This is a genomic window from Streptomyces sp. BB1-1-1, assembly GCF_031597775.1.
Lineage (GTDB): Bacteria > Actinomycetota > Actinomycetes > Streptomycetales > Streptomycetaceae > Streptomyces > Streptomyces thinghirensis.
In genome coordinates this window covers 7,481,666-7,495,001 of sequence record NZ_CP134203.1, presented here as the reverse complement: position 1 = coordinate 7,495,001, position 13,336 = coordinate 7,481,666, and the positions used below count along the sequence as shown (strand labels likewise).

At 72.9% G+C, this 13,336-nt stretch carries 13 protein-coding genes; 6 read left to right on the top strand and 7 right to left on the bottom strand.

Annotated elements, in window-relative coordinates:
* Nucleotides 1–102 precede the first annotated feature (102 nt).
* Nucleotides 103–984 carry an SIS domain-containing protein gene (locus RI578_RS34430; protein ID WP_310874711.1) on the bottom strand — a complete coding sequence of 294 codons (882 nt, stop codon included), beginning with the start codon at nt 982–984 and terminating at the stop codon, nt 103–105.
* A 142-nt stretch (nt 985–1,126) separates the two neighbouring features.
* Here RI578_RS34430 and RI578_RS34425 point away from each other — a divergent pair, with 142 nt between their 5' ends.
* Nucleotides 1,127–1,906 carry a DeoR/GlpR family DNA-binding transcription regulator gene (locus RI578_RS34425; protein WP_210959367.1) on the top strand — a complete coding sequence of 260 codons (780 nt, stop codon included), beginning with the start codon at nt 1,127–1,129 and terminating at the stop codon, nt 1,904–1,906.
* A gap of 68 nt (nt 1,907–1,974) precedes the next feature.
* Here RI578_RS34425 and RI578_RS34420 read toward each other — a convergent pair whose 3' ends face one another.
* The gene (locus RI578_RS34420; protein ID WP_310874710.1) at nt 1,975–2,949 is read right to left on the bottom strand and encodes a hypothetical protein; all 975 of its coding nucleotides are present in this window, start codon (nt 2,947–2,949) and stop codon (nt 1,975–1,977) included.
* Between the two features lie 189 nt (nt 2,950–3,138).
* Between RI578_RS34420 and RI578_RS34415 the strand changes: the two genes are divergently transcribed.
* From RI578_RS34415 to RI578_RS34405, 3 genes are all read left to right on the top strand, one after another.
* Entirely contained in the window at nt 3,139–3,384 is a 246-nt protein-coding gene (locus tag RI578_RS34415; protein WP_310874709.1) for a heavy-metal-associated domain-containing protein, read from the top strand.
* 77 nt (nt 3,385–3,461) lie between these two features.
* Complete coding sequence (locus RI578_RS34410; RefSeq protein WP_310874708.1) at nt 3,462–5,726, top strand: heavy metal translocating P-type ATPase; 2,265 nt, start codon at nt 3,462–3,464, stop codon at nt 5,724–5,726.
* A gap of 377 nt (nt 5,727–6,103) precedes the next feature.
* Complete coding sequence (locus RI578_RS34405; RefSeq protein WP_310874707.1) at nt 6,104–6,787, top strand: phosphatase PAP2 family protein; 684 nt, start codon at nt 6,104–6,106, stop codon at nt 6,785–6,787.
* A gap of 19 nt (nt 6,788–6,806) precedes the next feature.
* On the opposite strand, the gene RI578_RS34400 is transcribed toward RI578_RS34405, so the two are convergent.
* From RI578_RS34400 to RI578_RS34380, 5 genes are all read right to left on the bottom strand, one after another.
* Nucleotides 6,807–7,259: a phospholipase gene (locus RI578_RS34400; RefSeq protein WP_310874706.1), complete on the bottom strand. Its 453-nt coding sequence runs from the start codon at nt 7,257–7,259 to the stop codon at nt 6,807–6,809.
* Between the two features lie 671 nt (nt 7,260–7,930).
* On the bottom strand, nt 7,931–8,281 hold the full coding sequence (locus RI578_RS34395; RefSeq protein ID WP_310874705.1) for a hypothetical protein: 351 nt from the start codon (nt 8,279–8,281) through the stop codon (nt 7,931–7,933).
* Between the two features lie 236 nt (nt 8,282–8,517).
* A complete protein-coding gene (locus RI578_RS34390; protein WP_310874704.1) occupies nt 8,518–9,279 on the bottom strand; it encodes a cupin in 762 nt (253 codons plus the stop codon).
* Nucleotides 9,273–10,202, bottom strand: coding sequence for a PmoA family protein (locus tag RI578_RS34385; RefSeq protein WP_310874703.1), 930 nt, complete (start codon nt 10,200–10,202; stop codon nt 9,273–9,275). The genes RI578_RS34390 and RI578_RS34385 overlap by 7 nt, the downstream gene beginning before the upstream one ends.
* On the bottom strand, nt 10,199–11,314 hold the full coding sequence (locus RI578_RS34380; protein ID WP_310874702.1) for a Gfo/Idh/MocA family oxidoreductase: 1,116 nt from the start codon (nt 11,312–11,314) through the stop codon (nt 10,199–10,201). The genes RI578_RS34385 and RI578_RS34380 overlap by 4 nt, the downstream gene beginning before the upstream one ends.
* A 210-nt stretch (nt 11,315–11,524) precedes the next feature.
* On the opposite strand from RI578_RS34380, the gene RI578_RS34375 reads away from it, so the two are divergent.
* Together RI578_RS34375 and RI578_RS34370 are read left to right on the top strand one after the other, a co-directional pair.
* Complete coding sequence (locus tag RI578_RS34375; RefSeq protein ID WP_121750497.1) at nt 11,525–12,118, top strand: Dps family protein; 594 nt, start codon at nt 11,525–11,527, stop codon at nt 12,116–12,118.
* A gap of 114 nt (nt 12,119–12,232) precedes the next feature.
* On the top strand, nt 12,233–13,297 hold the full coding sequence (locus RI578_RS34370) for an ABC transporter permease (RefSeq protein WP_310874701.1): 1,065 nt from the start codon (nt 12,233–12,235) through the stop codon (nt 13,295–13,297).
* Nucleotides 13,298–13,336 lie beyond the last annotated feature (39 nt).

The window sequence follows — 13,336 nt, the reverse complement described above, 5'->3', positions numbered from 1 at the left end:
CCGCGCGTCGGAGCGCGGGTGTCGGGGGTCGGTGTCGGAGGTCGGTGTCGGGGCGGGGGTGAGGAGGAGGGCGTCTGGGGGTGGGCGTCAGGGGGGTGGGCGTCAGGGGGCGAGGATCACCGAGCGGGTGAGGTGGCGGGGCCGGTCCGGGTCGAGGCCGCGGGCGGCTGCGACGGCGACGGCGAGTCGCTGGGCGCGGACCAGTTCGGCGAGCGGGTCGAGGTCTCCGGGCACCCACAGGGCACCGGTGTCGCGGACCTGGTCGGCCAGTCCCTCCGGGGCCTCGCCGAACATCCAGGTCGCCGTGGAGGCGGTGCTGATGCTGATGGGGCCGTGTCGGTACTCCATGGCCGGGTATGCCTCGGTCCAGGACAGGGAGGCCTCACGCATCTTCAGGCCCGCCTCGTTGGCCAGTCCGACGGTCCAGCCCCGGCCCAGGAAGGTGAACTGGTTGCACTCGACGAGCCCTTCGGGCAGTTCGGCCGCGAGTGCGGTGCGCGCGTCGGCGACGACCGCGTCCGTGTGCAGGCCCAGGTGGGCGCGGAGCAGGGTGAGGGCGGTCGTCGCGAACCGGGTCTGCACGACCGACCGTTCGTCGGCGAAGTCGAGGACCACCACGTCGTCGGCGGCCGCCATGACCGGTGTCTCCGGGTCGGCGGTGAGCGCGACGGTGCGGGTGCGGCCCTTCAACTCCGTGAGCAGTTCCAGTACTTCGGTGGTGGTGCCGGAACGGGTGAGGGCGACGACACGGTCGTACGCCCGGCCCCGCGGGAACTCGGAGGCGGCGAACGCGTCCGTCTCGCCCTGGCCCGCGCCCTCGCGCAGCGCCGCCGCCGACTGGGCCATGAAGTACGAGGTGCCGCATCCGACGATCGCCACCCGCTCCCCCGGCGCCGGAAGCGCCGCCGTGTGCCGTGCCGCCTGCGCGGCGGCGCGCGTCCAGCACTCGGGCTGGCTGTTGAGCTCGTCCTCGACATACGTCATGCCGCACACTCCCCGATCGCTCCATTACTCCTGCGCTCTGATTGTTCCTGCAAGATATAGCTAGCTTTCGAGCACAATCAAGCAATCTGAGGAAGAGCACGGTGCGCTAGGGTCGGCGGGAGATCGAGGAACGGAGGCGCGGATGTCGCGCGACGCCCGCTGGAAGGCGCTGCTGGAGCTGCTCGTCGAGCGCGGCCGGCTGGACGTCGAGGAGGCGGCGACCGAGCTGGAGGTCTCGGCCGCGACGATCCGCCGTGACTTCGACCGGCTCGCCGAGCAGCAGATGCTGGTGCGCACGCGCGGTGGCGCGGTCGTCCACGGGGTGTCGTACGAACTGCCGTTGCGCTACAAGACGGCCCGCCGGGCCTCGGAGAAGCAGCGCGTCGCGCAGGCGGTCGCCGCCCTGGTGGCACCCGGCGAGGCGGTCGGACTGACCGGGGGCACGACCACCACCGAGGTGGCGCGCGCCCTGGCCGTGCGCGCCGACCTGGCCTCCGGCACCCCCGCGCTGACCGTGGTCACCAACGCGCTCAACATCGCGAACGAGCTGGCCGTCCGGCCGCAGTTCAAGATCGTGGTGACCGGCGGCGTGGCCCGGGCGCAGTCGTACGAGCTGATCGGTCCCCTCGCGGACGGGGTGCTGGGTCAGGTGACCCTCGACGTGGCGGTGCTGGGCGTCGTCGCCTTCGACGTCGCGCACGGCGCCGCGGCCCACGACGAGGCGGAGGCCGCGATCAACCGGCTGCTGTGCGAGCGCGCCGAGCGCGTGGTGGTGGCCGCCGACTCCAGCAAGCTGGGCAGGCGGGCGTTCGCCCGGATCTGCGCGGCCGAGTCCGTGGACACGCTGGTCACGGACGGTGCGGCCGACCCGGACCTGGTACGGCAGTTCGAGGAGGCGGGGGTCCGGGTCGTCACGGCCTAGGCGGAACACGGCCAACGGCAACGACCGCCGTCCGCGACCGCGGCCGTGGCCGTCAACGCCCGGGACCGTCAGTGGCCGTGGCCGTCAGTCCCCTGGCCATCGGTGTGCTGGGTCGGAGCCGAGTCCTGCGCCGCGGGTGCCGATCCGGCCCGTACGGTGAACGCCGCGGTGCGGACCTCGCCCTGGTGCTGGAAGTCCAGGAAGAGACGGTAGGTGCCCTCGCTGGGCGCGGTGGCCGTGAAGGAGATCTCCGGGCCGGGCTTCGTGGTGCCGTCGCCGGGTTCGCCGTTCGGGTGGACGTGGAGGTAGGCGAGGTCGCCCGAGCGCAGGGCGACCAGGTGGCCGTAGGCACCGAGGTAGGGCTGGAGGTCGTTGACGGGCTCTCCGTCCCGGGAGACCTTCAGCTTCAGCTCGCTCGCCTTGCCGGGGCGCAGGGATCCGGCCAGTTCGATCTGGTACCCGTCGGCCCGGGCGGTGTCGTCCGGGGCCGGCAGATTCGCGGGCTCGTAGCGGCCGGAGGCGGCGAGGTCGGCGCCGAGGGTGAGGTTCTCCGCGTTCTTCTTCGCCGGGGTGAAGTCGGCGAAGACGCGGTAGCCGCCCGCGCGAGGCAGGTCGACGGGGGTGCTCCAGGTGCCGTCGGCGGCGCGCGTGGGGTGCAGGTGGCGGTAGGTGACCAGGTCGCGTGAGGCCAGGATGAGGTGGAGTTCCTTGTCGTGCTCGCGCTGGTACGCGGTGACGGCCTCGCCACTGCCGTCCCGGACGGTGAAGCGCAGCTCGGCGCGCTGACCGGCGGTGACGCGTGGGGTGGCGAGGTCGAGGGAGTAGCCGTTCTCGGAGATCTGCAGCCCGCCGGGCGTGGGGTTCTCGTGCCCCCCGTGGCCGCCGCCCTCCATCGGTTCCGGTGTTGGACCGCTGTGGTCGTCGTGGGTCGCGGGCGCCTGCTCCGCGACGACCGGGTCCACTCCCCGGCCGACTCCGTAGGCGGTGCCGAATGTGGCGGCCAGTGCGGCGGCGAACGCTGTGATCCTCAGTCCGGTGTGCATGGCGGTCGTCTCCTCGGATTCCGGGTCTCCGGCTCGTGCGGAGGCCTCTCCATGCACTTCACCATACCCCTGGGGGGTACCAAGTCAAGGCGAGGGAGAGAGTTGCCTTTACTACCCCCCAGGGGTATACATGGACTCGGAGCGAGGATACCCCCGCCCCGTATGACAACGACATTCCGGAGGAACCCCATGGCTTCGACCGTCACCACCCCCGTCACCCCGCCCGTCAGCACCACCTACGCCGTCGCCGGGATGAGCTGCGGCCACTGCAAGGCGACGCTCACCCGGGTGATCGGCGAGCTGGACGGTGTCACCGGTGTCGACGTCGAGCTCGACACGGGCCGGGTCACCGTCACCGCGACCGCCGAGCCGGACGACGCCGCGCTCGCCGAGGTCGTCGACGAGGCCGGCTACGAGCTGACCGGCCGCGTCTGACCGACCCGCACTCCCCCGCCGCACCGCCGGGACCCGCACGCCGGGTCCCGGCCGACGACCCCGCATCAGGAGCAGCCATGACCACGAGTACGACCAGCGCACCGGCCGAGGTGGAACTCACCATCGGCGGCATGACCTGCGCCTCGTGCGCCGCCCGGATCGAGAAGAAGCTCAACCGGATGGACGGGGTCACCGCCACCGTCAACTACGCGACGGAGAAGGCGAAGGTGCACTACGCCGGTGACGTGTCCGTCCCGGAGCTGATCGCCACGGTCGAGGCGACCGGGTACACCGCCCGCGAGCCGGAACCGGCGCGTGCCGAGCCCGCGCCCGGCACGGAGAGCGCCGAGCCCGCCGACGAACTGCGGCCCTTGCGGGAGCGGCTGGTCACCGCGGTGGTGCTGGCCGTCCCGGTCATCGCGATGGCGATGGTGCCGGCGTTGCAGTTCGAGTACTGGCAGTGGCTGTCGCTGACCCTGGCGGCGCCCGTGGTGACCTACGCCGCCTGGCCCTTCCACAAGGCCGCCTTCACCAACGCCCGGCATGGCGCGGCCACCATGGACACGCTGATCTCGGTCGGCACGTCGGCGGCGTTCCTGTGGTCGCTGTGGGCGCTGTTCTTCGGCACCGCGGGCACTCCCGGCATGACCCACCCGTTCGAGCTGACCATCGCCCGCACCGACGGCGCCGGGAACATCTATCTGGAGGCCGCCGCCGGGGTGACCGCCTTCATCCTCGCCGGCCGCTACTTCGAGGCCCGCTCCAAGCGCAAGGCCGGCGCCGCGCTGAAGGCCCTGCTGGAACTGGGCGCCAAGGACGTCGCCGTACTGGACCCGGACGGCGGTGAACGGACGATTCCCACGGCGGAGCTGGCGGTGGGCGACCGCTTCCTGGTCCGCCCCGGCGAGAAGATCGCCACCGACGGCACGGTCGTGGAAGGCACCTCCGCGGTCGACGCCTCCATGCTCACCGGCGAGTCGGTGCCCGTCGAGGTCGGCGTGGGCGACCCGGTCACCGGCGCCACCCTGAACGCGGGCGGCCGTCTGGTGGTCGAGGCGACGCGGGTCGGCGCGGACACCCAGCTGGCCCGGATGGCGAAGCTGGTCGAGGACGCGCAGAACGGCAAGGCCCAGGCGCAGCGGCTCGCCGACCGCATCTCCGGGGTCTTCGTCCCGGTCGTCATCGCGCTGGCGCTGGCCACCCTCGGTTTCTGGGTCGGCAACGGCTCCGGACTGACCGCCGCGTTCACGGCCGCCGTCGCCGTACTGATCATCGCCTGCCCCTGCGCCCTGGGCCTCGCCACCCCGACCGCGCTGATGGTCGGCACCGGGCGCGGCGCCCAGCTCGGCATCCTCATCAAGGGCCCCGAGGTCCTGGAGTCCACCCGCAAGGTCGACACCATCGTCCTGGACAAGACCGGCACCGTCACCACCGGCCGCATGACCCTGCTCGCCATCCACACCGGCGACGGCGCGCGGGAGGACGAAGTGCTCCGGCTGGCCGGTGCGTTGGAGCACGCGTCGGAGCACCCGATCGCCCGGGCCGTCGCGGACGGGGCCCTGGCGAAGCTGGGCGCGCTGCCCGCCCCCGAGGACTTCGCAGGCGTCCCGGGGCTCGGCGTGCAGGGCATCGTCGACGGCCATGCCGTCCTCGTCGGCCGGGAGCAGCTGCTCGCCGAGTGGGCCATGGCCCTTCCGGAGGACCTGGCCCGGGCCAAGGCCGAGGCGGAGACGGCCGGCCGGACCGCGATCGCCGTCGCCTGGGACGGCGAGGCGCGGGCGGTCCTGGAGGTCGCCGACGCGGTGAAGGAGACGAGCCCCGAGGCGATCGCCCGGCTGCGCGCCCTGGGTCTGACCCCGGTGCTGCTGACCGGTGACAACCGGGCCGTGGCCGCCTCCGTCGCCCGCGAGGTCGGCATCGACCCCGAGCACGTCATCGCCGAGGTCATGCCCGAGGACAAGGTCGACGTGGTCAAGCGCCTCCAGGGCGAGGGCCGTTCGGTGGCGATGGTCGGTGACGGCGTCAACGACGCCGCGGCGCTCGCCCAGGCCGACCTGGGGCTGGCCATGGGCACCGGCACCGACGCCGCCATCGAGGCCGGCGACCTCACCCTCGTCCGCGGCGATCTGCGCGCCGCCGCCGATGCCATCCGGCTGGCCCGCAAGACGCTGGGCACCATCAAGTCCAACCTGTTCTGGGCCTTCGCCTACAACATCGCCGCCCTGCCGCTCGCCGCCGCCGGACTGCTCAACCCGATGATCGCCGGCGCGGCCATGGCCTTCTCCTCGGTCTTCGTCGTCGGCAACTCCCTGCGCCTGCGGTCCTTCCGCGCCGCGGGCTGACCCACCGCGACGCCGCCGAGCCGCCGGCCGACCCCTCACGGGCCGGCCGGCGGCTCACGCGCGTGTCTGACGGCTAACGCGCGTGTCCGACGGCTCACTGGTCACACCCTCGCGGGCAGGACGGGCCGGGCGGCGCCCTCCGGACGAGTGGCCGTGAGGCGTCCGCGCGAGTGGCCGGGGGCGCCGCGCGAATGGCCGGGGGCCCGTCCGGGGGGCGCCCGCGCCGTCCCCCGGACGGGCCCCACCGGCGCGCGGTGGCCCCGGCGGCGGTCCAGGCTGGTGCGGCGACGGATCACGCGCGGTGCGCCGACGGGCTCACGGCGTTCCCCGCGCCCCGGGCGTCACCCCGGCCTCATCGCCCCGCGGAGCAGGAGCCCATGACCGAACCGACCAACGCCGACGGGGACACCAGCGGGCCGCTCGCGCCGGATCCGGGCCCGGCGCGTCCGCGCAGGCGGGCCCTCACCGCCGTACTCGGTGATCTCCGTGCCGTGGACGGCGCCCTGTACGCGGCGGTGGCCGCCACGTCCACGCCCGCGCTCGACCGGGCGCTGCGCCGGCTGTCCCACGCCGCCGACCACTCGAAGGTCTCCCTCGGGATCGCCGCCGTGCTCGCCATGGGCGGTGCGCGGCCGCGCCGGGCGGCCCTCGTCGGGGTGGGGGCGGTCGCCGTGGCCTCGGCCTCGGCGAACGTGCTGGGCAAGCGGCTGGTGCGCAGGGCGCGGCCCGACCGGGAGGCGGCGCGGGTCACGGTGGACCGGCATGTGCCGATGCCCGCGTCGGCGTCGTTCCCGTCCGGTCACACGGCCTCGGCGGTCGCGTTCGCCACGGCGGTCGGCGTGCTCCTGCCCGCGGCCGCCGTCCCGCTCGGCGCGCTGGCGAGCGCCGTCGGCTACGCCCGGGTCCACGTCGGCGTGCACTATCCCGGCGACGTGGCCGCGGGCGCCGTCCTGGGCATCGCCAGCGCGGCCGCCGCCCTCGCGGCAGCGGCGGCCACTCCGGTACCGGGCGTGCGGTCGGTCTGCTCGGCGGCGCCGGTGTCGTCCTCCGCGCCCGGGTAGGGGGCCGCCGAGCGGGCCGTCAACCGAAGGCCCTCACGGCCTGGTAGTACGTCCACGCCGTGCTGTTGCAGGCGGTCTTGGTGGCACCGCTGTAGCGGGCGCAGACTCGCTTGAGGTCCTCGTAGAAGGCGCTGTCGAGGCGGGACTTGTTGGCGCTGAAGGACCCGGCGTCCTTGTAGTTGCGGTAGCCGAAGTCGTGGCGTGCGCAGGAGGTGCTGAACGGGAAGCCGAACGGGTTGTCCGGCGAGGAGGAGCAGTAGTCGGTGGTCCAGTCGAACCCGTAGGCGGCCCAGGCGGACTGGTTCGCCCGCGCGGCGGTCCAGGCGTTGTAGCTCGACGCGCTGGTCTGGGTCCAGCTCGCGAGTACCCGCGGTTTGTCGGCGGGAGCGGCTTCGGCGGTCGCGGCGGTGCCGAGGACGGCGGTCACGGCCAGGGCCGAGGTGGTGAGTCCGGTGGCGAGTCTGCGGTGCATTCCACACCTCCATGAGGCTGCGACCCGCCCCTCGGGCCGCAGGTTCATGTCAAGATGATGCGCATTTCGACCATCCCTTCACACATCCATCGCCCTAATGACCCATTAACTCTTCTGCCCGGCGGGAGATCGGGACGTGAACGTCCGCCACTCCGGCCTCCCTGCCGCTCAACTCCCCTGTGCGCACCGCACGTCCACGGCCGTGAGCGCCAACGCCAGTGGCCCCGGAGCCAGGAACTCCAGCGGCAGCAGCATCCAGGCACACAGTTAGACCTGAAGCTGAAGAACGCCGAGGGCGCCGCACTGTATTGCCTGGAGCGACTGGAGTCAGCAACGGCGGGGAATGCCTTCAGGCGTACGCACGAAAGGGCGGTGACGGCAAGCGGCGCCTGTACGACGATGAGCGTCCGCCCTACGGCGGCACCCCGACCTCCTGCCGGGCGGGGCATCTGCGCGGTGACGCGTGCGTACCGATGCTGCGTCGGTGGAGCAGTGCCTCGATGCCTGCCTGCCCCGCCTGCGCGAACTGGGCTTCACTTTTCCCGAGTGACGAGGCATTCCAGCGTGAGTGGCGCGACAACTCACCGTGTGCGGACCCGCTATGACGCCCGGGGGCCTCGCCAACGCGGCAGGCGGCCGGCCCCCGGGTCCGCCGGGATTCAGCGGCAGAATCAGTGGATGAGTGTCCAGTGGGGCAACGCTTCGTCCAGCAGCGGCGCCTCGTAGTTCTCCCATATCAGGCAACCCCACACCACGCCTGGCACATTCGGGCCCATAGCATCGGCCGGACCATCGGTCAGCGTGCGGTACACCGCCTCCAGGTAGGCGGCGATCGACGGGTACGCGGCCTTCTGCCCGACGCCGATCAAGCTGTCCAAGGACCACCGGCCCACGCCGATGTCTCCCGCCCAGTGCCCGGACTCGGGCCCTGCCTCATCGCCGGTCAGCCACGGCACCACCGGGGCACCACCCCACCAGTCGGTGCCGGTATGGTCGGGCAACCGGGGCCGCAGCGCGTCCAACGGGGAAGCGATGCGTATGAGACCGGCGCGTTCACCTTCAGCCAGGCAGTGAGGCACCTCCAAGCCGCCCCTACGTTCCGTTGATCGCTCATCCCACCAACCTAGCGCCGGCGATCGGGCGTCATCGCGGCTCGGACGCCCAGGGAGCCGCCGCGTCCGCCCGGGCCGCCTGCCCAACTGGTCCCCAGGTGCCGCAGAACTCAGAATGGCGGGGGCAGCTGGGGGCCCGTGTGCCGCTACTCCCCCCGGTACGGCAGCGTCGTCCCCGGCAGGGCGTACTCGTCGCGCCGGCCGCACATGCCGTAGCCGCCGTGCCGGGTGGGCGTGGCCTCGTACGCGGTGGCGTCGGCGAGGTAGGCCGGGCCGCCGTCGAGGAGCGCGTCGAGTTGGGCGCCGGTGCGTTCGGCGGTGGCCAGCGCGCCGGCCCGCCACAGCTCCCGCCAGCCGGGCACCTTGTCGCGCACCAGGTGGGCGGCGGCCCGCTGGAACTCCCGGTACGGACCGGCGTCGCCGGCGACGAGGGCCTCGCGCAGGACGAGGTAGCCCTCGACGGCGAGGTCCCTGCGGCGCCGCGCCGCGGCCTCGGTCGCCGGCCCGGTGCCGGGCGGCAGCGTGGCCGCGGCGGCGTATGCGCCGGGGTCGGCCAGTACCTCGGGCGGGAAGGTGAAGACGGCGTCCCCGGCCTCGGGCAGGCCGCTGTTCTGCATCAGCACCGTGATGCGCAGGTCGCCGCCCTGCACCATGCGGTGCACGGTGCCCGGCGTGAACCAGGCGAGGGAGCCGGGCTCCAGCGGGATGTCCCGGTAGCCGTCGGGACTCAGCGTCTGCACCGCGCCGTGCCCGCCGGTGACGACGTACGCCTCCGTGCACACCAGGTGCAGATGCGGACTGCCGCCGCACACGCCGTCGGCGGCCGCCCAGTCGTAGGCGCTCAGGTGGGACAGGCCCACCGCGCCGGGCAGGGGGTGCGGAAGTACGGGCTCGGCGTCGCTCACCACGGCAGCACCTTCAGGTACGTCCCGACGCGGTCGCCGTCCCAGGCGCCGTCGGCGACCACGATGCGGTAGCGGTAGGCGAAGGACTCGCCCGGAGGCAGCTCGAACTCCTCGAAGAACGCCCAGGAGAACGCCACCGACGGGATCGGCTCGGCGCGCACGAACCAGTGGGAGGGGTGGATCGCGGCCTTCTCGTCGAGGTTCTCGGGCGCGTGCGCGAAGACGAGCGTCGAGTGGGCGTCGACGTCGTCGTGCTCGGTGGTGAAGGCGAGCCACGGGCCCCGGGTGCCCATCAGCCCGGCGGCGTCGGCGTCGGTGTCCGGCGCGAAGGCCGTGCCGCCGGTGAAGTCGCGGGGGCCGCGCCACTGGAGGCCGGTGTAGCCGGCCATCTCGCGGCCGGCGGTGGTCGGCGAGCCGAACGCCAGCGGCTCGGCGCGGGTGTTGGTGAGGCGGATCGACCAGTCCAGGACCCAGGCACCCGCCGCCTCGTCGACCGAGTGGACGGTCAGTCCGCGCTCCTCGCGGGCCCACTCGGCGCCGCCGTTCTCGATCCAGGTGAGGTTCTCGGTGATCGCGAGCCGATCGTCCTCGACCCCGAAGCCGGCGAAGCCGTCGTGCCGCATCGAGCCGATGCGCTCGGGCAGGGGCAGGTAGCCCTCGCCGTGGACGTAGCAGTTGCCGCCCCAGAAGTTCTGGCCGGAGAGGTGACTCGCCGTCATCTGCAGGCCCTTGTGCCAGCGGTGGTCGCTGGGGCGGTACCCGGTCACCGCGCGTCCGGCGAGGGTGCGCACCGGGTGGGCGTAGGGCTTGCGGGACTCGAAGGCCTCGGGATCGGGACGGTAGACGTAGCGGAGGATCTCGGTGCCGTTCGCCGCGGTGACCGCGACGTGGTCGCCATGGGTGTGGCTGACGCTCAGGGTGCTCACGCGCGCTCCTTGGGTGCCCAGTCGGGGTGGTCGCCGTGCATGGCCGAGTGGAAGGGGTCGCCGGGTGCGATCTCGCCCGCGCGGACCGGCTGTCCGGTGAACGCCGCCTTGTACAGGGCGGCGGCGAACTCCAGCGTGGCGCGCGCGTCCGGACCGCTGCCGGGAGGCCGCTCGCCCGCGTCCCAGGCGTCCAGCACCGCGCCAAGCTGCGCGGTGTGGGAACTGGGCACGTCCGCCGCCGGGGTGCGCCAGGCGGTGGCCCGTTCCGGGGCGACGTGCCGGGCCGGGGTGTAGGTCCAGTCGTCGTTGCGGTGCCCGTAGAGGTGGGTCAGCTCCACGGTCGCGTCGGCGCAGTCGACGCGGACGCGGCTCACCTCGTCCGGGGAGAGCACGCTGTTGACGACGGTGGCGAGGGCGCCGTTCTCGAACCGCACCAGGGCGGTGGAGACGTCCTCGCTCTCGGTGTCGTGGACCAGGCGCGACGCCATGGCCCGTACCTCCGCCCAGGGGCCGAGCAGGTGCAGCAGCAGGTCGTACTGGTGGATGCCGTGGCCCATGGTCGGGCCGCCGCCCTCGGTGGACCAGCGTCCGCGCCACGGCACCGCGTAGTAGGCGGCGTCGCGGTGCCAGGTGGTCTGGCAGTGGGCGACCAGCGGGGTGCCCAGCTCGCCGCTCGCGATCAGGTCGCGGGCGTGCGCGGCGCCGGAGCCGTGCCGGTGCTGGAAGACCACGGACGCGTACGCGCCGGACGCCTCCTCGGCGGCGGCGATGTCGTCGTACTCGGCGAGCGAGAGGCACAGCGGCTTCTCGCACAGCACCCAGGCGCCGGCCTTGAGCGCGGCGACCGTCTGCTCCCGGTGCAGGGCCGGCGGCGTACCGATGAGCACCAGGTCGGGGCGTACGGCGTCCAGCATGGCGCCCGTCGACGGGTAGCCGGCGACGTCACCGCCCGCCTCGGCCCGGAAGGCGTCGAGCCGGGCCGGGTCCACGTCCACGGCGGCCACCAGTTCCACGCGGTCGGCGTGGGCTTCGAGGGCGGGCAGGTGGCTGCCGGTGACGATGGCACCGGTACCGACCACGGCGACCCGGCGGCGGGCGGGGCGTGGGGACATGCGGTCCTCCTCGGACGCCGGCGCACGGACAGGCACGCGCGCCGCTAGAAAGCGCTTGCACTGCGGCAGACCCTAAGTGGAAGGCGAATGTCCGGACAACCCCCCAGCGTTTGCGGGCTCGGCACACGGCTGGTCGACTGTCGCCGGGGGGACGGAGCCGGTCGCACCGCGCCGGCGCGGTCTTCAGTCCTCTCCCGAAGGAGTTCAGGCGTGAGCAACCCGAAGTCGTCGTCCGTGGAGCACCGGTCCGACGGCAGCCAGCCCTGGCTGCACCAGAAGGGCCGCACCATCCAGGAGTTCGGCACCGTCAAGCAGTTCCCCGTGGCGCTGACCATGGAGACCCGCCTCTACTCCTGTCAGCGGCTCAACAAGGTTCTGGCGGACACCCGTATCCTGCACGACCTGTACAAGAAGTACCACTGGCTGATGCGCGGGGCGACGTTCTACCAACTGCACCTGCTGCTGGACAAGCACGCGGGTGAGCAGCTGGAGCTGATCGACACCATCGCCGAGCGCGTCCAGACGCTCGGCGGCGTCGCGATCGGCGACCCCCGGCACGTCGCCGAGATCACCACCGTGCCGCGTCCGCCGGACGGGGTGGAGGAGGTGCCGTCGATGCTCTCCCGGCTCCTGGAGGCGCACGAGCTGATCCTGGCCGACTGCCACGACGCGGCCGGCCGCACTCAGGAACTCGGCGACGACGGCACCAACGACCTCCTCGTCTCCGAAGTCGTACGCACCAACGAACTGCAGGCGTGGTTCGTGGCGGAGCATCTGGTGGACACCCCGCTGGTGCACGCCTGATCCCGTTCCACGCGACCTCCGCGGCCCCGCAAAGGGTCGCCGTCACGCTCCGTGCACCCCCGGGCGACGGCGCTCTTGGTGCCCTTTCGCCCCGGCTGTGGAAGCGTCCGGGACATGGCCCACATGTCCCACGGCGCCCATGCCCAGCCTCCGACGCGCGGTCAGCGGTGGTCCACGTTCCGGCAGTCGCCGTTCTGGCCGGCCACCGTACTGGTACTGATCCTCGCCGCGGCGGCGGGCCTCTTCGCGGGTTCGTACACCTACTCGATGGCGGACCCGACACCGCACTCGATCCCCACGGCCGTGATCGGCTCGTACGAGGAGGCCCGCGGCCAGGCCTTTCTGGACGGCCTGGAGAAGGCGCTGAACGCCTCGGTCAAGGTGCGCCCCTACGGCAGCGAGGCCGAGGCCCGGGAGGCGATGCAGGACCAGGAGGTCTTCGCGATCTTCGAGCTGCGCGACGACGGACGCACCGCCGTGCTCGACCTCTCCAGCGCGTCGGGCGCCTCCGTCGCGCAGGTGCTGGCCGACACCGCACCGGTCGTGGGGCAGAAGACCGGCGTCGAGGTCACCGTCCGGGACATCAACCCCCTCCAGGAGGGCGACCCGCGGGGACTGGCGATCTTCTACATCTCCCTGGCCGCGGTCATCATCGGCTTCGTCGGAGCGATCCAGCTGAGCGTGCACGCGCGCTCACTGACTCCCTTCGAACGCATCCTCTTCACGGCCGCCTACGCGCTGCTGGGCGGGTTCGCCATCGCCGCGACGGTGGACTGGCTGCTGGACGCGCTCGACCTGCCGTTCGTCGAGTCGTGGCTGATCCTCGCGCTCACGATGTTCGCGTCCGGCATGGTGTTCACCATGTTCAACACCCTGTTCGGACGTTGGGCGATGCTGCCGACCTGGGGCCTGATGGTGCTCCTCGGCAATCCCTCCTCCGGCGGCGCGGTGTCCTGGCCGCTGCTGCCGTCCCCGCTGGGTGCGATCGGCCAGTGGCTGCCACCGGGGGCCTCGGTCAACGCCCAGCACACGGCGGTGTACTTCCAGGACCACCAGCACGCGTTCCCGTTCCTGGTGCTGGGCGGGTGGGCGCTGCTGTCCTGTGCGGTCTTCTGGATCTGGCGGCACCGTCATCCCGGCGGCCGTGAGAAGCGGCCGGCGCACGCCGCGGACTCCTGAGCCGCCCGTACTGGCCCGTACCGGCCCGTACCCCCCGTG